This window comes from Marinobacter sp. NFXS9, from assembly GCF_040148665.1.
GTDB lineage: Bacteria > Pseudomonadota > Gammaproteobacteria > Pseudomonadales > Oleiphilaceae > Marinobacter_A > Marinobacter_A mangrovi.
Window position 1 is genome coordinate 100,786 of sequence record NZ_JAGDDW010000006.1, and the last position, 20,352, is coordinate 121,137.

The window sequence follows — 20,352 nt, forward strand, 5'->3', positions numbered from 1 at the left end:
TTTCCCTTTTTCAATCGTCCAGCCAGCCGTCGCGAATCGAGGCTTCCAGCGCCTTGCGCTCGTAATGCTGTTCGATGGCCCGGCGTGCCGCCAGACGGCGCTTGGCCGCGGCCTGCTCCCGGTCGCGCATTTCATCACGCTGGAGATGATCGAAAATGGAAAGGATTTCAGCCTGAACCGATTCAACCGGCTGGTTCGGCTCGTGGGTGGTGGTATTGGCTGTCGTTCGCACGCGTCACATCCTCCTCTGGAAAATGAGGAAGCGCTACCCGATCACCGGCGCCGGTACGGTGCCGATCAACCGCCAAACCGAAAGGACTGTGCGGGCATCGCCCGACACCCTCCATTCGAATGGCTTCAGCGACTTCCTGACCCGATTGCGTCCGGCATGCACTGTTGCAGTGCGCCGCCGGATGCATCAAAGCCTACGGCTTCCGTGTGACAACGGCGTGAAAGCCCGCCGTTGCACAACGTTGTTTTTCTTGTGTACGGACCAGCAAGTCGCGTGCCTTCGCTGGTCCGTTTTCGGTTTCCAGAGTGGACGCTCTCGGCTTTATTGGGAGCGTCCTTCCAGCCCCCCGAAGAACTGGCGAATGTTCTCGGCCAGCGAATCGATGTCGTAGCCGCCTTCCTGCACCACCAGCGTGGGCACGTTGGCGGCGGCGATGCGCTTGCCGATGCGGGCAAAGCCCTCGGAGGTGACCGAGACCTTGGCCTGCGGGTCGTTCCTGTAGATGTCAAAACCCAGCGTGAGAATCAGGGCGTCGGGCTGGAACAGCCGGATCGCCGTCATGGCCTCTTCCAGCTTCTCGAAGAAGAACTCCTCCGAAGAGCCGTGGGGCATGGGCATGTTGATGTTGTAGCCGTAGCCTTTTCCTTCCCCTTTCTCGTCCTCAAACCCGGACACCACCGGGTAGAAGTTGGTGGGGTCGCCGTGGATCGACACGTAGAGCACGTCATCCCGGTCGTAGAAGATCTCCTGGATCCCCTGGCCGTGGTGCATGTCGGTGTCGAGGATGGCGATCTTGTCATAGCGCTTCTTCAGCGCTTCCGCGGCGATGGCGGCGTTGTTCAGGTAACAGAAGCCGCCGGCCGCGTCTTTGCGGGCGTGGTGGCCCGGCGGGCGACAGACGGCGTAGGCGCTGCGGTCGCCGGCGAGGATGGCGTCGGCGGCGCCGAGGGCGGTCTGGGCCGACCAATAGGCGGCCTTCCAGGTGTGCTCGCCCACCGGACAGCTGCCGTCGGCCAGGTAGCGGGCAGCCTTGGCCAGCACACCGCGCAGGGCGTTGGGGGAGCGTACGAACACATTGGACATGACCTCGTCACCCCAGTCGTCCGGAATCGCCATCCATTCGCGGTGGCAGGATTCCAGGAAGCGCAGGTAGTTGAGATCGTGCACCTTCGAGATGGGACCGGCCCCCTGGTCGCAGGGTTCGAGCACGTCGAACTCCAGCGAATGCAGGCCTTCGATCATCTGGCCGGTGCGGGCGGGAACCTCCTGGGGCTGGCGCATCTGGCCGCGGGTGAAGTACGTCTTGGGATTGTGCAGATCCTGTGCAGGATGAAAGAACGCTTTCATAGCTCGGCTCCCTGGTTCGGTTGCGACCGGATGAAATCTGTACACGCCATCCGAGTATAAGCGTCGATTCGAGCCGGGCTCAACCCGCGTGTGCCATGGGTACAATCCGTACACTTGCTCCCGGCAATGACCAATCGGGGATGACTTGTCCAATGCAGATGCATCAGCCACTATGGAACGACACATGGGCTAGGTTGTCGCAGCTTGTGAGCAAGTGTCTCGCGTCACCTTTCCCCAATGATGGGTGTACTTTCAGGCAAGCTGCCGATACCTGGCAGCCTTGCATGAGCCTCAATGAGGGTGTTGCACACGTTTATAGCGCCATCGTTGGCAGGACCCTCTCATCACAAGGAGCCGACATGATTCAGTCACCGTTATTGACGCATTTTGATGGTTATATCGGAGGGCAGTGGGTCAATACTTCGACGGGCAACTCGATTGATGTCTACAACCCGGCAACGGGCGAGGTCATTGCCCAGGTCGCGTCGATGTCCGAAGACGACGTGAAACGGTCCATCAGTGAGGCGAAACAGGCGCTGCGCCTGACCGAACCCTACGATCTGGAAACCCGCCGTAAATGGCTGGTGGGGATTCGCGATGCCCTGCTGGGCAATAAAGAGGAAGTGGGGCGGATCCTGTGCCTGGAGCATGGCAAACCGCTGAAGGAAGCCCAGGGCGAGGTGGAATACGCCGCCGGCTTCTTCGACTACTGTGCCAAGAACATCGACACGCTCGATTCCCACACCATCGACGAAAAGCCCAAGAACTGCACCTGGACGGTTCATTACCGGCCGGTGGGCGTGGCCGCGCTGATCACCCCGTGGAACTTTCCCATCGGCATGATCGCCAAGAAGCTGTCCGCGTCCCTGGCCGGCGGCTGCCCGTCGATCATCAAGCCGGCCAGCGAAACGCCGCTGACCATGATTGCCATGTTCACCCTGATCAACCAGCACGTGGACATTCCCAAGGGCATGGTCAACCTGGTGATGGGTAAATCCAGCATGATCGGTAAGCTGTTCTGCGAGTCGCCGGACGTGCCGATGATCAGCTTCACCGGGTCCACCGAAGTGGGCCGTACCTTGATGGCCGACAGCACAGGCTGGGTCAAGAAGCTGGCTCTGGAACTGGGCGGCAACGCGCCGTTCATCGTGTTCGACGACGCCGACCTGGACGCGGCGGCGGATAACCTGATCGCCAACAAATTCCGCGGCGGAGGCCAGACCTGCGTCTGTGCCAACCGAATTTTCGTGCATGAAACGGTCGCCGACAGCTTCGGTGAGAAACTGGCGGAGCGGGTCAACCGCATGACCGTCGGCGACGGCATGAAAGAAGGCGTCGACATCGGCCCGCTGATCAACAAGGCCGGCTTCGACAAGGTGCGCCGCCACGTGTCCGATGCGCTGGCCCAGGGCGGCAAGCTGGTGGCCGGCCCCAATCCGGACACCCTGAGCGGCAAGGACCTGTTCTACCCGCCCACGGTGGTCACTGGCATCACCCGGGATATGGACTGCTCCCGCGAGGAGACGTTCGGTCCGTTGGTCCCCATGGCGCTGTTCCGGGACGAGAACGAAGTGATCGAGGCGGGTAACGACACCGAGTTCGGCCTGGCGGCCTACGTCTTTACCAACGACGACGCCCGCGCCAGCCGGGTGATCGGTGGTCTGCGCTTTGGCCATGTGGGCTGGAACACCGGCACCGGCCCAACGCCGGAAGCGCCGTTCGGTGGCATGAAGGCCTCCGGCATCGGCCGTGAGGGCGGTATCGAGGGGTTGTTCGAGTTTGTTGAACCCCAGACGGTGCCCCGCGGCGCCTGATTGTTCCCTCCGCGCCCGTTCCTCACCGGGACGGGCGCCGTTCCTGCTTGATCCTGCCTGCTGAATTCGCCGCGTCGACATGGCGTGATCCACAGCGCCAGCTTGTTATAATCGGCGCTCTTCATTTCCCGACTGTATGGTTCCCGATGGACGTCTCCCCGATCATAGATCCCCTCAACGATGCCCAACGCGAGGCCGTGACCGCCCAGAACGCCCATCTGCTGGTGCTGGCCGGCGCCGGGTCCGGCAAGACCCGCGTGCTGGTACACCGGATGGCCTGGCTGATGCAGGTGGACCAGGTGCCGGCCACCGGGCTGCTGGCGGTGACCTTCACCAACAAGGCCGCGCGGGAGATGCGCAACCGGATCTCGGAGATGATGAACCTATCCGGCTATGGTCTCTGGTTCGGCACCTTCCACAGCATCGCCCATCGCCTGCTGCGGGCGCACTGGCAGGACGCCGGGTTGCCCGAGAATTTCCAGGTGCTGGACAGCGACGACCAGTTGCGCCTGATCAAGCGCGTCATGCGCGACCTGCAGATCGACGAATCCCGCTGGCCGCCAAAACAGGTGCAGTGGTTTATCAACGGCCAGAAGGACGAGGGGCTACGGGCCGATCACATCCAGGACAACCCGGGCGACCACTTCGTCTCGGTGATGCTCAAGATCTACCGCCAGTACGAGAAGCAGTGCCAGCTCAGCGGGCTGGTGGATTTCGGCGAGCTGCTGCTGCGCTCCCACGAACTCTGGCTCAAGAAACCGGAGCTGCTGGGCCACTACCAGCGCCGTTTCCAGCACATCCTGGTGGACGAGTTCCAGGACACCAACACCATCCAGTACGCCTGGCTGCAGATGCTGGCCGGTCAGCGGGTGCCGATGACCATCGTCGGTGACGACGACCAGTCCATCTATGGCTGGCGGGGCGCCAAGATCGAGAACATCCAGAAATTCCAGCAGGATTTCCCGGACGCTCGGCTGGTCCGGCTGGAGCAGAACTACCGCTCGACCCAGACCATCCTCAAGGCGGCCAACGCGGTGATCGCCAACAACCAGGGGCGCCTGGGCAAGGAACTCTGGACTGACGGCCCCGACGGTGAACTCATCAACCTCTACGCCGCCTTCAACGAGCAGGACGAGGCCAACTACATCGCTGACACCATCAGCGCCTGGGTGGACGAGGGCAACCTGCGCAGCGAAGCGGCGATCCTGTACCGCTCCAACGCCCAGTCGCGGGTGCTGGAGGAGGCCCTGCTGCGCCAGGGGATTCCGTACCGCGTCTACGGCGGCCTGCGTTTCTACGATCGCCAGGAAATCCGCAACGCCCTCGGCTACCTGCGTCTGGTGCATTACCGCCACGACGATGCGGCGTTTGAGCGGGTGGTGAACACGCCGCCTCGCGGCATCGGCGCCAAGAGCCTGGGCGAGCTGCGGGAACTGGCCACCGGCCAGAGCATTTCCCTGTGGCAGGCGGCCGAAAGGCTGCTGGAAGCCGGCGCCATGAAAGGTCGGGCCAAGACCGGTTTACAGCAGTTTATCGGGCTGATCGAGTCCCTGGCGGCAGACCAGGACGAGCTGGATCTCAAACAGCTGACCCAGCGCGCCATCGAAGGCAGCGGCCTGCGCGACCATCACGCCAACGAGAAGGGCGAAAAGGCCCAGGCCCGGGTGGAGAACCTGGAGGAACTGGTCAGCGCCATGGCGGACTTCGAGGTGGAGGACGGCATCGATCCGCTCTCGGAATTCATCGCCCAGGCGGCGCTGGACGCCGGCGAGTCCCAGGCGGACGAGCACCAGGACAGCGTCCAGCTGATGACCCTGCACTCGGCCAAGGGCCTGGAATTCCCGCTGGTGTTCCTGGCCGGTGTCGAGGAAGGCCTGTTCCCCCACAGCATGTCCCTGGAAGAGCCGGGGCGCATGGAGGAGGAGCGGCGCCTGGCCTACGTGGGCATCACCCGGGCCATGAAACGGCTGGTGATGACCTACGCCGAATCCCGCCGGCTCTACGGCCAGGAGAAATTCCATGCCCTGTCCCGCTTTGTGCGTGAGATTCCCGGCGACTGCATCCAGGAAGTGCGGTTGCGCAACACCGTCACCCGCCCGGCGCTGACCCAGCGGCCCAACGAAGGCCTGTTCGACAGCTCGCCCATGGCCGACGCCGGCCTGCAACTGGGCCAGCGGGTGCGCCATCCCAAGTTCGGCGAAGGCGTGGTAATGAACTGCGAGGGCAGCGGCCACCACACCCGGGTCCAGGTGAACTTCGACGACGGCGCAAAATGGCTCGTCCTGGCCTATGCTCCTTTGGAGCGACTCTGAGGCGGCGAGCACTTGTTCTGTCAAATAATTGCGACTCTCATACTTTTGAATAAGAGTCAGCGGCCGGTTTATGGTACACCCTTGGAGGATGTCGCGTTTTAGCCGGGTTGTCCGGTGCAGGAAAGAGCGCAGGAGCGCGTGACGCTCGAGTGTCCCTGTGACTCCGGCGCCTTAAAAAACAATGATAAAAGCAAGAAAGGAGAAAACATGAAACGTCGCAACCTTTTAGCGGCCGTTGTGGCTGGCGCATTGGGGTTCGGTCTGGCGGGCTGTTCCCAGGAAGAGAGCGGCTCTTCGGCGTCGAATGACCAGGCGGCGGCCCCCGCTGCGGAGAAGCAGACCTACAAGTGGAAGATGGTCACCACCTGGCCGAAGAACTTCCCGGGCCTGGGCACCGCGCCTGAACACTTTGCCGACCGCGTTCGGGAGATGACCGACGGCCAGATCGACATCACCGTCTACGGCGCCGGCGACCTGGTGCCGGCCCTGGAAGTGTTCAGCGCCGTTTCCCAGGGCACCGCGGAAATGGGCCACGGGGCCGGCTACTACTGGAAAGGCAAGATTCCCGCTGCCCAGTTCTTCTCGACCGTTCCCTTCGGTCTGACCGCCCAGGAATACAACGGCTGGATGTTCCACGGCGGTGGTCTGGAACTCTACCGCGAAGCCTACAAGCCGTTTGGCGTGATCCCCTGGCCGGGCGGCAACACCGGCGTCCAGATGGGTGGCTGGTTCAATAAGGAAATCAACAGCGTTGACGACCTCAAGGGCCTGAAAATGCGGATTCCCGGCATCGGCGGCGACGTGCTGGAAAAAGCCGGCGGGACCCCGGTCAACCTGCCGGGTGGCGAGATCTTCACCGCGCTGCAGACTGGCACCATCGATGCCACCGAGTGGGTGGGTCCCTACAACGACCTGGCCTTCGGCCTGCACCAGATTGCCGAGTACTACTATTATCCGGGCTGGCACGAGCCGGGCACTGCGCTGGAGCTGATCGTCAACGCCGACGCCTATAACAAGCTGCCGAAAAACCTCCAGGTCATCATCGACGTGGCGGCCCGGGAGATGAACGCGGACATGCTGGCGGAGTACACCGCGCAGAACAACCAGGCGCTCAAAGAGCTGGTGGAAGAAAAAGGCGTGAAACTGCGTCGCTTCCCGGACGATGTGCTCAACCGCCTGCGCGAGATGTCGGCGGAAACCGTCAAGGAGCTGGCCGATAAGGATGAGATGGCCCGCAAGGCCTACGAGTCCTATAAGGCCTTCCGCGACAAGGTGGTGCCGTATACGGATATTTCCGAGCGGACTTACCTGAACATTCGTGAGGGTGACAAGAACGAAGGTTGATTCGGCTTCCGAATCGGTCTGACCAAAAAGCCCCGGCATGGCGACATGCCGGGGTTTAATGTGTCCGATCCGCCCGTTGGGGCCAATGAGGACAGAGGGGCTATTGCCTGAGTGCTCGTTTGAGAACCTTGCCGGTCGCGCTTTTGGGCAGTTCGTCCAGAATCACCACTTGTTTGGGTAACTTGTACCGTGCCAACTGACCGTTAAGGCCAGCGAGTATGGCTTCAGGCGTCGGCGGTGTGTCCGGATTCCGGGGCACCACAAACAGGCAGCCCACTTCCCCCCAACGCTCATCCGGGACGCCGACAAGCGCGCATTCCAGCACGTCCGGCTGAGCAAGCACTGCCGCTTCGACTTCCGCCGGGAACACGTTCTCGCCCCCGCTGATGAACATGTCTTTCTTGCGATCGACGATGCGATAGAAGCCGTCGGGATCGCGAATGGCAATGTCGCCGGTGCGGAACCACCCATCGGCGGTGAAGCAGTCTCGGAAAGCCCGTTCCCGTCGCCAGAAACCCACCGCCAGATTGTCGCCCCGGAGCTGCACCTCGCCTGGGCCGCTGTTCTCCAGAGGTTCGTCATTGGCATTGGCCAGACGGGCCTCGATGCGGTGGCAGGGCACGCCGACGTAGCCGGCTTTGCGGTCGATCAGGTCAAGGTTGAAGGGCATGCCGAATACGGTGCCGGCTTCGCTCATGCCATAGCCGTCAACGATCGGGATGCCGTCGTTCAGCCAGGCCCGGATCTGGGGTTCCGGATGGGGGGAACCGCCGGTCAGCAGGCCTTTCAGCTTGCTCAGACGGGTCGGGTCGAAGTCCGGCAACTGGCGCAGGGCATTGGCCATCTGGGGCACACAGAAATAGTGGGTGATGCCCAATCTGGGATCACCCAGGCGGGCCAGCGTGCGTTCCGGCTCGAAGCCGTCGGAAACGGCGAGGCGGCCGCCGTTATACAGTGCCGGCCGAACGCAGGTGATCAGGCCAATGACGTGGAACATCGGCGTGTCGCAGAGAAACACGGACGCCGAGTCCACCTGGCACACCAACGACGCGTTGATGGCCGTTTCCATGATGCTCGCCTCGGTATGCAGGACGCCTTTGGGCGTTCCGGTGGTTCCCGAGGTGTAGAGAATCAGGGACGGCAGTGATCGGTCCAGCTGACGGGGAGCCATGGGCGGTTGGTTTTCCGCCGACGCCAACAGCAAGTCGATGGACTCGTGAGCCAGCCCCATGTCGTCAGCGAGACGATCGCCGAACAACAGGGCCGGTTCACAATCCGCCAGCAGGGCATCAATCTCGGGCCGGGACAGGCGCCAGTTGAGTGGCACAAAGAGGGCACCGCAGCGGGCGCACGCCAGGTGCAGCGCAATCAGCTCGGCCCGGTTCTTCGACAGTGTGGCCACCCGGTCGCCGACCGCCACGCCGCGATGATGCAACTCGCTCGCCACCTGGCTGACGAATCGATCAAAGGCTGCGTAGGTCCAGCGTCGACCGAACGTCAGGTCTTCCACCGCCAGAACGTCTGGTCGGATGCTGGCCTGAAACCCGAGAAAGTCCATGGTGATGGCTCCCTTACTGCGCTTGCTTGGATTTATCGTAGGCGCCCAGGCCCGGTTTGTAGCTTTTTTCGTCGATGAACTGGCGGATGCCTTCCTTGCGGCCGTCGTTGTCAAAGCTGTTGGCCGCCTCCTGGGCACGGACCAGATAGTCCTCGGCGTTGTCGTAAGTCATTTCCTTGACCCGGCGAATCGCATCCTTGGTGGCCTTGAGGGCCACCGGGTTCTTCTCCAGCAGGACCTGACAGACGGCAACCACACGCTCTTTCAACTGGTCGGCCGGCAGCGATTCGTTGACCAGGCCCCATTCGGCGGCGGTCTTGCCGTCGATGTTTTCGCCCATCATGGCGTGGTACAGGGCCTGCCGCAGGGGCATCAGGTCGGCCACGACCTTGCTGGCGCCGCCGCCCGGCAGGATGCCCCAGTTGATTTCACTCAGGCCAAAGGTCGCGTCGTCGCTGGCGAAGGCAAGATCACAGGAGAAGAGTGGGCCGTAGCCGCCGCCGAAACACCAGCCGTTGACCATGGCGACCGTCGGCTTCTGGTACCAGCGCAGGCGGCGCCACCAGCCGTAGGATTCGCGCTGGGCCTGGCGCGTTGCACCCAGCCCCTGGGCTTCGGTTTCACGGAAATATTCCTTCAGATCCATGCCGGCGGACCAGGCGGAGCCTTCGCCGGTCAGCACCAGTACTCCCACATCATCCCGGAACTCCAGTTCGTCGAGTACCCGCATCATCTGGCGGTTCAGCTTGGGGCTCATGCAGTTGCGTTTTTCCGGTCGGTTGAACCGGACCCAGGCGATTCGGTTTTCAACCGTGTAGGCCACCGTTTCGGCTTCGCTTCTTTCGATTGTCATTTCAGGTCCTCAATGTACGTCAGGGTTAAAAAGGAAAATGGCCGGATTCGGTGTCGACGGTGATCCAGCGCAGTTCGGTAAACTGGTCGATGCCTGCCTGGCCACCAAAGCGGCCGTAGCCCGAGTCACCCAGGCCGCCGAAAGGCATCTGGGCTTCATCGTGGACGGTCGGGCCGTTGACGTGGCAGATACCGGAGCGGATTCGCTTGGCCAACGTCAGGCCGCGGGAGAGGTCCCGGGTGAACAGGGAGGCGCTCAGGCCGTATTGGCTGTCGTTGGCGATCTCGATGGCATGCTCTTCATCCCGGGCGCGGATCATGGCGACCACCGGGCCAAAACTTTCGTCCCGGTAGATGTCCATTTCGGACGTCACGGCATCCAGCACGGTGGCGGGCATCAGCAACGAGCCACTGGTGCCGCCGGTGAGGATGGTGGCCCCTTTGTCGACGGCATCTTTGATCAACGCGTTGACCCGGTCCACGGTGCTGCGATCGATGACCGAGCCCAGCGGCGCGTGGCCTTCGCGGGGATCGCCGGTTTTCAGGTTTTGTACCTTCTCCGCAAATTTGGCGGCAAAGGCGTCGGCGACCGCGTCGACCACTACCAGCCGTTCCGTGGACATGCAGATCTGCCCCTGATTCATGAAGGCGCCGAAGGCCGCGGCGTTGACCGCTTCGTCCAGGTCGGCGTCCTCCAGCACCACAAAGGGCGCCTTGCCACCCAGTTCCAGCAGGCAGGGTTTGAGGTGTTCCGCCGCGCGCTTGGCGATAATGCGCCCGACTTCGGTGGAGCCGGTGAAATTGATGCGCTTGACTGCCGGATGGTCGATCAGGGCGCCGACCACCTCGCCGGCGTCCTCCGGGGCGTTAGTGACCAGGCCGACGGTGCCTGGCGGGAAGCCCGCCTCGTTCAGGGCTTCGGTGATCAGGCTGTGGGTGCGGGGGCAGACTTCCGAGGCTTTCAGGATGACCCCGTTGCCGCAGGCCAGGGCCGTGGCAACCGCACGGACGCCCAGAATGATGGGTGCGTTCCAGGGCGCGATGCCGAGGATGACGCCGACCGGGTCCCGGTGGGTCATCGACAGGCAGCCGGGCTTGTCGGACGGGATGACTTCACCGTTGATTCGCGTTGTCAGCGAAGCGGCCTCGCGCAGCATGGAAGCGGCCAGGTTCAGGTTGAACAGGGCCCAGCCCTCGGTGGCGCCGGTTTCCTCCATCATCGCCTTCACGAAGGCATCCCGACGGGCTTCCAGTGCGCCGGCGGCCTGGGCCAGCACCGCACGACGGGCATTTGGCCCCTGCTTTGACCAGGCTTCAAAGCCCACCTGGGCCTGCTCGGCCAGTGGCGCTACATCGGCGGCTTTCATGGCCGGTGCTTCACTGGCGACGTCTCCAGTGAGCGGGTTGATGCGTTGAAAGTTCATAAGTGCCTCGCTTGAAACGTTTTCCGGTTAAGGGACGATTTGGATGATGGCTACGGCTGACTGGTGGCCTGGGCTGCGGACGGGGCCGCATCGTTGTGGGCCCGTCCCAGCAGGAAGATGGCGCAGGCCGCTACCAGCGCACCGCTGGCCATATAGATGGACACGCTGGCCAGATCCGCACCACTGGCAAACAGGAAGCCGGCAACCACGGGACCCAGGGCGGCGCCACCACGGCCAATACCAATGACCAGACCGGTGCCGCTGGCCCGTAAACGGGCCGGGAAGGTCTGGGCCATCAGCGCGTACAGACCCACGACGCCGGCATTGGTGAAAAAGCCGGTCACCGCGCAAACCAGAGCCAGACTGCTCAGTGATCCCTGACCCTGGCCAAAGATGGACACCATCACGAAGGCCCCTGCCAGGACGCCCACCAGCAGTTTGCGCAGAGGCAAACGGGAAGTCAGGAGTCCCAGGAGCACAGCGCCGATGGCGCCGCCGACATTGGCCCAGACCAGCACCTGACCGGCTGCGGACGGGTGAAAGCCCATGTCGACCACGATTTTCGGAATCCACTTCAGGATGTAGTAGAACGTCATGATCTGGGCGAAGTAGGCCAGGATCAGCAGGAGGGTGGGCGCGCGCAGTGCCGGGGCGAACAGGTCGGCGAAACCGGCGTTGTTCTCCTGGCGGGTGGGTTCCTCGAGCTGCTGGACCGGCGCGTGCCCCATGCGGGCATACAGTCGGTTGATGCGGGCCAGGGCATTGGCCGGCTGACGGTTGAACAGGTACTCGGCGGACTCCGGCAGCCACAGCCAGGCGATCACCAGAAACGCGCCCGTCACACCGCCGCCGAACACAAAGACTGAGCGCCAGCTGTAAAGTTCAAGCAGGCTGGATGCCACGCTGCCACCCAGGATGACGCCGACAGGATAGCCCGTCGCCATCATGATGACGCACAGGCTGCGCCGGCGCTGGTTGGCAAATTCGGCCACCATGGCGTTGGTGGTGGCGAGCATGCCGCCGATACCCAGTCCGGTGACAAAGCGGGACAGCAACAGCTCATTGACCGAACCCACCAGTGCCGCGCAGGCCATGCCCAGTGTCATCAGTAACAGGCAGGTAAGGATGATGGGACGTCGTCCGAATCTGTCGGCGGCGCGGCCGAGGGTGATGGAACCGACGGTCATGCCGATCAGCTCCATAGCCAGCACAATACCCAGTTCGCCTCGTCCGATACCCCATTCTTCGGCAATCCCGGGGGCGGCAAAGCTGATGGTCAGGACATCGAAACCATCGAGGGCATTGAGGGCAATGCAGATGGCGACCGTGCAGATCTGTAACACGCTCATGGGCGCGTGCTCAAGCGCCCGCAAAGGGTTCTTGTTCATAGTCCTACGCTTCTTGTCATTGTTGGACGGGTGGCACGCGGGTTCGTGGCGAGCCGGCCGATGTCTTCAAGATAGTGCGCCGGGAGGTGGGACAGAATGGCAGAAGTAGACGAAAAAATTTGCATTTTCCGCCATCTGTTTAAAGGTGCAAAGAATGATGGGCGGTTTTTGCCGGCATCCGGACCGGAGAGAAAGCGGTCGTCTCAGCGCCCCTGCCGGAACTTGTCCCGGTAGCGACGCGGCGAATCGCCGGTCCAGCTGCGAAACGCGCGGGTGAAAACGGCGGGGTCGGAAAAACCGACCCGTTCTGCGACATCGTGGATGGCGATGTCGTCCGGGCCGACCAGCCATCGGATCGCGAGGTCCCGGCGCACCACATTCTTGATCTGCTGAAAGGACGCGCCTTCTTCGGAAAGACGGCGCGTCAGCGTGCGGGTGGTCATGTGCAGTGCCGCGGCGGCCTGATCAATCGTCAGCCCACCGTCGGTCAGCTCCTTGGTCAGGATCCGCTTGAGTTCCGTGGTGACGCTGTAGTCCGTCTTGTAACGCCGGAACAGTTCCCGCGGGCAGTTGTTCATGAAGGATTTGAGGGAGCCTTCATTCTGTTTGACCGGCCGGTTGAGGTAGATGTTGGAAAACACCAGGCTCAGGTCGTCACAATCGAACTGATGAACGCCCGGATACAGGTAGCTGTATTCGCCGACATGGGCCGGGGCCGGGTAATTAAAGTGGGTTTCGACCAGGGGCAGGCTGTCGGCAATCAGCCAGGAGGCATAGCGGTGCCAGGAGAGCAACGCGATTTCCGCAAACAGGTGCTTGTAGTCGAGTTCGGGACGGGGCAGGTTGATCGACAGTAACGTATGGCGCCCGTCGTCCGTCAGGGAGATCAGCTCCCGTCGGGTGACGAGGTTGTAGAATCGGCAGCCCAGAGCCAGTGCCTTGCCCAACGTTGGCTGGTGCACCGTGAGTTGGCCCATCATGTAATAGGTACCGGCCGGCAGCGAACAGCCCGCCAGTCCCATGGCCTCGTCCTGCATCCGGTCCCAGACGTACTTCTGGAAGTTGGCCAGCTTTTCCGTGGGAATCCGCTGTTCCGGCTGGTCGATCACGGACAGCGGGAGGCCCGCCTCGGCCAGCAGGGGCATGGGGTCCACCCCCTGCTGTCTTGTGGCATGGAACAGGGAGCTGACGTAGTGGTTGGCTCCGGTCCCGAAGTCTTCCTTCTCGTGCATGACGGGGGTTAAGCGCTCCCAATACGGCATCGGCAAACCACGGCCAGCCGGGGCATGGCATTGGGCCCGATTGATCCGGTATAGCCGGCGTTCGGGCCCCGGGAAGAGCCCTCAGTCCTGCTGCGGCACTTCCCGGATTCGGCCGTGTTCGTCGATGGCCACGAATACGAACAGGGATTCGGTGACCTTGCGCATGCGGTCCTTGTCCCGGTCCAGGGTCCAGACTTCCACGTTGATCTTCATGGAGCTGCGGCCGATGTCCACCAGGTCGGTGTAGCAGGCCACCTGCGAGCCCACCCGCAGGGGAGACAGGAACTCCATGCGTTCGATCGCCACCGTGGCATTACGCCCACGGGAGAGGCGGCCGGCCGTTGTGGCGGCGGCCATGTCCATCTGTTTCACCAGCCAGCCGGCAAAGACGTCGCCGTTGGCATTGGTGTCCGAGGGCAGGGGCACGACCTGCAGGGCAAGCTGGCCCCGGGGATTGGGTTTGTCGTCGTCCGTCAGATTCATGGATGTGTTTCGCCAGTCAAACTCTTATTGATTATGAAATGTGCGTGCGGAGCCATGGCCCGATGGCTTATCCGTACAGCGCATCGGGCAGACCAGTGGCCAGTACCGGCCAGATGGCCAGCAAAATGAGCATGATCAGCTGAATGATAATGAAAGGGATCACGCCACGATAGATCTGGGAGGTTTTAATTTCCGGCGGCGCCACGCCGCGCAGGTAGAACAGCGAGAAGCCGAAGGGGGGCGTCAGGAAGGACGTCTGCAGGTTCAGGGCAATCATGATACCCAGCCAGACCGGGTCCAGTCCCATTTTCAGCAGCACCGGCGCCACGATCGGCACCACCACGAACGTGATTTCGATGAAGTCCAGGATAAAACCCAGCAGGAAGATCACCACCATCACCACGATCATTGCGCCGACCACGCCGCCGGGCATGTCGTTGAAGATTCCATGGATCAGTTCATCGCCGCCGTAACCCCGGAACACCAGCGAGAAGATGGCCGCGCCCACCAGGATCAGGAACACCATACAGGTGACCCGGGTGGTCTGCTGGCAGACCTCTCGCAGCACGGTCATGCCCAGTTGCCGGCGGATAGCGGCCAGGATGGTCGCCCCCAGGGCACCGACACCGGCGGCCTCGGTGGGCGTGGCAATGCCGGCCAGGATCGAGCCCAGTACCGCGACGATCAGGATCATGGGCGGCGTCAGGTCGCGCCACAGGTTGAGATCCCGCTCGCTCTTTTCTTCCTCGGTCCGGTTGTCGGACGGGGCGGCGGACGGTTTGATGAAGGCGACGGCGACGATATAGAGGATGTACAGCACCACCAGCAGCAACCCGGGGATCAGGGCGCCGACGAACAGGTCGCCCACCGAGACGGTGTCCGGGCTGAAAATGCCCTGCATCCGCTGGGCCCGCTGGTAGGCGCTGGACATCACATCCCCCAGCAGCACCAACGCAATCGAGGGCGGAATGATCTGACCCAGGGTGCCGGTGGCGCAGATGGTGCCGGTGGCCAAGGACGGGCTGTAACCCCGCTTGATCATCGTGGGCAGTGAAATCAGGCCCATGGTGACCACGGTGGCGCCGACAATGCCGGTACTGGCCGCCAGCAGCATACCGACGATGGCCACCGACACGCCGAGCCCGCCACGCACGCCCTTGAACAGATCGGCCATGCTTTCCAGGAGGTTCTCGGCAATTTTTGATTGCTGCAGCATGCAGCCCATAAAGATGAACAACGGCACCGCGATCAGGGTTTCGTTGGTCATCAGCCCGTACAGGCGGTTGGGTGTGGCGCCCAGGAAGCTGGTATCGAACACGCCGAACAGCATGCCGCCAAAGGCAAAGGCCAGGGCGGTACCGGCCAGCGAGAAAGCCACGGGGAAGCCTGCCATCAAAACGATGCAGACCACTCCGAACATGATCAGCGGGAGGAACTCGACAACAGGACTCACAGGGTATCCTCCGCGGCCGGACCGGTTTCCTTGGGAATCGCGCCGGCCAGAACGGCAATATTGCGCATCACTTCAGCGATGCCCTGGATCACCATAAACACGCACATGAGCGGGATCAGGGTCTTGAGCAGGTAAACCAGGGGAATGCCGCTGGTCTCCGGGGAGCGCTCCTTGATCGCCCAGGAACTATCCACGTAGCCCAGGCTGACAAAGAAGATGAAGATCATCACCGGCATCAGTAGGAAGAGCGTGCCGAGCAGGTCCACCAGGGCCTTGCCCTTGCCGGACAGGCGCGTGTAGAGAATATCCACCCGCACGTGTTCGTTGTATTTCAGGGTATAGGCGCTGGCCAGCAGGAACACGATCGAGTGCAGGTACATGACGCTTTCCTGCATGAAGATCGACGAGTGGTTGAACAGGTAGCGCAGCACAACGACGGCAAAGGTCAGGACCACCATGCCGATGTTGAGCCAGGCCAGGGTGCGTCCAGTGCGTTCCGTGAATCCGTCCAGGTAGCCAGTAAGGCGAAGGAGAAGGCTGTTTTGAGTCATGGTTTTTATAGTGATTTGTTGTTTGAGTGGGCGCCGCGATAACCGGCTCCCCAGCTCTCATGTTAGTGGCATCGGACGCATCTGCAACAAAAATGATCGCCCCGACCGACCAATGGCTAAGAGGGTCGGATGGGCGGGCCATAAAGGATGACGGTTTCCGTTTCATGACACGCGGGGCTCACTGATGGCTTATATCAATCGCCGTGTTCTGCATCAAAGCGGCGTGTTGACAGCGCGCACCAAAAAAATCTAGACGGTGGTGCTTGCTGTAATATAAGTGTCACAAAGAGTCCTTAGTCTTCTCACTCATCGGCTCACGACTGCCGGTTTGTAAAGCGGGCCTGGTTGACGCACACATTCACAACGACCAGCAGAGCCCGCGAAAAAAATCGCATGTATGGAGGCTCAACGTGAAAACTATCAAGACAGCTGTCGCCAGTGTTGCGGTAGCCGGCGCCCTGGCTGCCGTATCCACGCCGACCCTGGCTCGTGACACCATCAACATCGTCGGTTCGTCCACGGTTTACCCGTTCGCGACGGTTGTGGCTGAGCGTTTCGGCCGTAACACCAAATTCCCCACTCCGAAGCTGGAATCCACCGGTTCCGGCGGCGGTCTGAAGCTGTTCTGTGCCGGCGTCGGCACCGAGCACCCCGACATCACCAACGCATCCCGTCGTATGAAGCCGAGCGAGTTCGAACGCTGCCAGAGCAATGGCGTGAAGGACATCGTCGAAGTGAAAATCGGCAGTGACGGCATCGTGATCGCCAGCTCCAACAAGGCCGAAAACCTGGATGTGAATCTGAAAGAACTGTACCTGGCCCTTGCCAAACAGGTTCCGGACCCCGACGGTGGTGACAAGCTGGTCGCCAACCCGTACAAGAACTGGAGCGACGTCGATTCCAGCCTGCCTAACAAGCCGATCCGCGTGATGGGTCCGCCGCCGACGTCCGGTACCCGCGACGCGTTCGTCGAGCTGGCCATGGAAGGTGGCTGTGAAGAAGTGGCCAACATCGAAGAACTGGCTGGCGACAAGAAAGACGAAGTCTGCCAGGGCATCCGTGAAGACGGCGCCTTCATCGAAGCCGGCGAGAACGACAACCTGATCGTTCAGAAGCTGGCCAGCGACACCAGCGCCTACGGCATTTTCGGCTACAGCTTCCTGGAAGAGAACTCCGGTACCCTGCAGGCCGCCACCATCAACGGTGAGCAGCCGACCCAGGAGGCCATCTCCAGCGATGCCTACCCGCTGGCCCGTTCACTGTGGTTCTACGTGAAGAAAGCGCACGTAGGCGTGATCCCGGGGATCCCCGAGTATGTGGGCGAGTTCACCAGCGAAAGCACCTGGGGTCCGAACGGCTACCTGGCTGACGTCGGCCTGATTGCACTGCCGCGCGATGCCCGCGTTCAGCAGGCCAAGAACGCCAAGGCAATGACGCCGATGACGGGTGACGAGCTGAAATAAGCCCGCTCAGTCAGGCAGTCACGGGAAGTGCGGGGCCGATATCGGCTCCGCACTTTTCGCATATTGAAGGCCGCATCAAAAGATGACTTTGTGACTCAGTCGAAGCAGCAGGCTAGACTGGTGTCCCACACAAGGGAGTCCCTGCAACGGTCTGATTCAGACGGGTCATTGCAGAGGCTTCTTTGAATTCACCGAAAGAGAGACAACATGCAACCGGGTAATCTGTTTCCGCTGGTGGTGGTGTTGATCGGGATCGCCTTTGCGCTGGGCTACGCCCGGTCCCGGGCACTCGCGACCCCGCTGGGCGGCATCCGACACCTCAAGTCGCTGCCGTTCTACTACGCGGCACGCGCGTCGCTCTGGTGCGGCCTGCCGGCCCTGATCATCTTCGCCCTGTGGCTGGGCTTCGAGGACAAGGTGATCCAGACGCTGGTGATCGGCTCACTGCCGGCGGACATCCAACCGGATTCGCCGGGCCGGGCCAGCCTGATCCTGTCCCAGATCAGCAATGTGGCGTCCGGTGCCCTGTCGCCGGAATTTGTGCCCGAGCCTATCGCCGGTGCAGCAGATCGCCTGACCGCTCTGCGGGCTGAAAGCAAACTGATGATGACCATCCTGGTCATTTGTGTGGCGGTACTGGGGGCGTTCGTCGCCTGGTTGCGGATCGCGCCGCACATCAATGCGCGGGCGAAAGTCGAGTCGACCCTTCGCAAGATTTTCTTCATGTGTGCCGGACTGGCCATCCTGACCACCGTGGGCATCATCTTCTCGGTGATTTTCGAGACCATCCATTTCTTCCACAAAGTCTCGTTCCTGGAATTTTTCTTCGGCACCAGCTGGAGTCCGCAGACCGCGATCCGAGCGGATCAGGTCGGCTCGTCCGGTTCCTTCGGCATGATTCCGCTGTTTGTCGGCACCCTGCTGATTTCCGGGATCGCCATGGTGGTGGCGGTGCCGGTGGGGCTGATGTCGGCCATCTACCTGTCGGAGTATGCCTCCAAACGCATGCGCAGCATCGTCAAGCCGCTGCTGGAACTGCTGGCCGGTGTGCCGACGGTGGTGTACGGCTTCTTCGCGGCGCTGACGGTGGCGCCGTTCATCGCCGATGCGGCCGGCTGGATGGGGCTCGATGCCTCAACCGAAAGCGCGCTGGCCGCCGGTCTGGTGATGGGCATCATGATCATTCCGTTTGTGTCATCGCTGTCCGACGACGTGATCAACGCGGTGCCGCAGACCATGCGCGACGGTTCCCTGGCCCTGGGTGCCACCCAGGCGGAAACCATGACCAAGGTGATTTTCCCGGCCGCCCTGCCGGGCATCATGGGCGGCATCCTGCTGGCCGTGTCGCGCGCCATTGGCGAAACCATGATCGTGGTGATGGCAGCGGGACTGGCGGCCAACCTCACCATCAACCCGCTGGAAGCCGTGACCACTGTCACCGTGCAGATCGTGACCCTGCTGACCGGTGACCAGGAATTCGACAGTGCCAAGACGCTGTCCGCTTTCGCCCTGGGCATGATGCTGTTCATCGTGACCCTGGCGCTGAACGTCATCGCTCTTCATGTTGTACGCAAGTACCGGGAACAGTATGAATAATCATGAGCAGGCGGCGCTGGTCCGCCAGTCCCTCAAACGGCGCTATCGCAAGGAGCGCCGCTTCCGCCTCTACGGCATCCTGGCGATTGCCATTGCCCTGGCCGCCCTGGTGACGCTGTTCGCGGACATCATCGGCAAGGGGTATACCGGGTTCATCAAGACCACCATGACCCTTGAGGTCCGGTTCGACCCGAAAGCCATGTACCTGGAGGACGCCACGGACAAGGATGCCTTCAGCATGGCCGACTTCAAGGCGCCGCTGCTGGCCGCCCTGCACGGCGTCGTGCCGGAAGCCGGCGACAGTGACGATCGGGATCTGGGGCACCTGTTGAGCAGTTACGCCGCCAACAAGGTGCGCGATACCCTGGAAGCGGACCCGTCGCTGCTGGGCACTACCCAGACCATGACCTTCCTGGTCAGCGATGATGTCAGCGTCTACGTGAAGCACGCCGACGATCCCAACTATTCCATCCAGCTGTCCGAGAAACAGCAGGGCTGGGTGGATCAGCTGCAGGAGCGGGGCATCATCCAGAACAGCTTCAACGATGTGTTCTTCCAGAATGGCGACAGCCGGGATCCGGGGCATGCCGGTGTCCTGGGGGCAATCGTGGGCTCCGTACTGACCATGGTGGTAACGCTGCTGCTGTCGTTCCCGATCGGTGTGGCGGCGGCGATCTACCTCGAGGAATTCGCGCCACAGAACAAATTCACCGATTTCATCGAGGTGAACATCAACAACCTGGCGGCAGTGCCGTCGATCATCTTCGGCTTGTTGGGTCTGGCGGTGTTCATCAACCTGTTCGGTCTGCCGCGCTCGGTGCCGTTGGTGGGCGGCCTGGTGCTGACGCTGATGACGTTACCGACCATCATTATTTCCAGCCGGGCTGCTATCAAGAGCGTGCCGCCGTCGATCCGCGAAGCGGCCGAAGGCATCGGCGCGTCCAAGATGCAGGTGGTGCTGCACCATGTGCTGCCGCTGGCGCTGCCGGGCATGCTGACCGGTTCCATCATCGGCATGGCCCAGGCGCTGGGGGAAACCGCGCCGCTGCTGCTGATTGGCATGGTGGCCTTTATCGTGGATGTCCCGTCCGGCTTCGTGGATGCCGCCACGGTGCTTCCGGTACAGATTTTCCTCTGGGCGGGCAGCCCGGAACTTGCCTTTATTGAACGGGCATCCGCCGCGATCATGGTCTTGCTGACCTTCCTGATCGGCATGAATGCCCTGGCCATCTGGCTGCGCCGTCGCCTTGAGCGTCGGTGGTAACAGGAGATT

16 protein-coding genes are annotated in these 20,352 nt (G+C 62.1%); 6 read left to right on the forward strand and 10 right to left on the reverse strand.

What is annotated here, in order from left to right; all coding sequences use genetic code 11:
• Positions 1 to 10: 10 nt before the first annotated feature.
• Positions 11 to 232: a PA3496 family putative envelope integrity protein gene (locus J3364_RS11180; RefSeq protein WP_123634663.1), complete on the reverse strand. Its 222-nt coding sequence runs from the start codon at positions 230 to 232 to the stop codon at positions 11 to 13.
• 321 nt (positions 233 to 553) lie between these two features.
• Positions 554 to 1,579 (reverse strand): histone deacetylase family protein, encoded by a 1,026-nt coding sequence (locus J3364_RS11185; protein ID WP_349558430.1) that lies wholly within the window; start codon positions 1,577 to 1,579, stop codon positions 554 to 556.
• 359 nt (positions 1,580 to 1,938) lie between these two features.
• Here J3364_RS11185 and J3364_RS11190 point away from each other — a divergent pair, with 359 nt between their 5' ends.
• From J3364_RS11190 to J3364_RS11200, 3 genes are all read left to right on the forward strand, one after another.
• Complete coding sequence (locus tag J3364_RS11190) at positions 1,939 to 3,393, forward strand: NAD-dependent succinate-semialdehyde dehydrogenase (protein WP_349558431.1); 1,455 nt, start codon at positions 1,939 to 1,941, stop codon at positions 3,391 to 3,393.
• Positions 3,394 to 3,539: 146 nt separating this feature from the next.
• Positions 3,540 to 5,705: a DNA helicase II gene (gene uvrD, locus J3364_RS11195; protein WP_349558432.1), complete on the forward strand. Its 2,166-nt coding sequence runs from the start codon at positions 3,540 to 3,542 to the stop codon at positions 5,703 to 5,705.
• A 207-nt stretch (positions 5,706 to 5,912) separates the two neighbouring features.
• On the forward strand, positions 5,913 to 7,049 hold the full coding sequence (locus J3364_RS11200) for a TRAP transporter substrate-binding protein (RefSeq protein ID WP_349558433.1): 1,137 nt from the start codon (positions 5,913 to 5,915) through the stop codon (positions 7,047 to 7,049).
• Positions 7,050 to 7,149: 100 nt separating this feature from the next.
• Here the strand turns inward: J3364_RS11200 and J3364_RS11205 are convergent, their stop codons facing one another.
• From J3364_RS11205 to J3364_RS11240, 8 genes are all read right to left on the reverse strand, one after another.
• Complete coding sequence (locus J3364_RS11205; protein ID WP_349558434.1) at positions 7,150 to 8,607, reverse strand: AMP-binding protein; 1,458 nt, start codon at positions 8,605 to 8,607, stop codon at positions 7,150 to 7,152.
• A gap of 13 nt (positions 8,608 to 8,620) precedes the next feature.
• Positions 8,621 to 9,460: a p-hydroxycinnamoyl CoA hydratase/lyase gene (locus J3364_RS11210; protein ID WP_349558435.1), complete on the reverse strand. Its 840-nt coding sequence runs from the start codon at positions 9,458 to 9,460 to the stop codon at positions 8,621 to 8,623.
• Positions 9,461 to 9,485: 25 nt separating this feature from the next.
• Positions 9,486 to 10,883, reverse strand: a complete 1,398-nt coding sequence (locus J3364_RS11215) for an aldehyde dehydrogenase (RefSeq protein ID WP_349558436.1) — start codon at positions 10,881 to 10,883, stop codon at positions 9,486 to 9,488.
• Between the two features lie 50 nt (positions 10,884 to 10,933).
• Positions 10,934 to 12,271, reverse strand: a complete 1,338-nt coding sequence (locus J3364_RS11220) for an MFS transporter (protein WP_349558437.1) — start codon at positions 12,269 to 12,271, stop codon at positions 10,934 to 10,936.
• Positions 12,272 to 12,474: 203 nt separating this feature from the next.
• Positions 12,475 to 13,503, reverse strand: a complete 1,029-nt coding sequence (locus J3364_RS11225; RefSeq protein ID WP_349558439.1) for an AraC family transcriptional regulator — start codon at positions 13,501 to 13,503, stop codon at positions 12,475 to 12,477.
• Between the two features lie 111 nt (positions 13,504 to 13,614).
• Complete coding sequence (locus tag J3364_RS11230) at positions 13,615 to 14,016, reverse strand: acyl-CoA thioesterase (RefSeq protein WP_349558440.1); 402 nt, start codon at positions 14,014 to 14,016, stop codon at positions 13,615 to 13,617.
• 67 nt (positions 14,017 to 14,083) lie between these two features.
• On the reverse strand, positions 14,084 to 15,436 hold the full coding sequence (locus tag J3364_RS11235) for a TRAP transporter large permease (RefSeq protein WP_349558590.1): 1,353 nt from the start codon (positions 15,434 to 15,436) through the stop codon (positions 14,084 to 14,086).
• 29 nt (positions 15,437 to 15,465) lie between these two features.
• Positions 15,466 to 16,020, reverse strand: a complete 555-nt coding sequence (locus J3364_RS11240) for a TRAP transporter small permease subunit (RefSeq protein ID WP_349558441.1) — start codon at positions 16,018 to 16,020, stop codon at positions 15,466 to 15,468.
• 410 nt (positions 16,021 to 16,430) lie between these two features.
• Between J3364_RS11240 and J3364_RS11245 the strand changes: the two genes are divergently transcribed.
• From J3364_RS11245 to pstA, 3 genes are all read left to right on the forward strand, one after another.
• Complete coding sequence (locus tag J3364_RS11245) at positions 16,431 to 17,483, forward strand: substrate-binding domain-containing protein (protein ID WP_349558442.1); 1,053 nt, start codon at positions 16,431 to 16,433, stop codon at positions 17,481 to 17,483.
• Between the two features lie 207 nt (positions 17,484 to 17,690).
• Positions 17,691 to 19,079, forward strand: coding sequence for a phosphate ABC transporter permease subunit PstC (gene pstC, locus J3364_RS11250; protein ID WP_349558443.1), 1,389 nt, complete (start codon positions 17,691 to 17,693; stop codon positions 19,077 to 19,079).
• Entirely contained in the window at positions 19,072 to 20,343 is a 1,272-nt protein-coding gene (gene pstA / locus J3364_RS11255; protein ID WP_349558444.1) for a phosphate ABC transporter permease PstA, read from the forward strand. Before pstC ends, pstA begins: the two co-directional genes overlap by 8 nt.
• Positions 20,344 to 20,352: the final 9 nt, after the last annotated feature.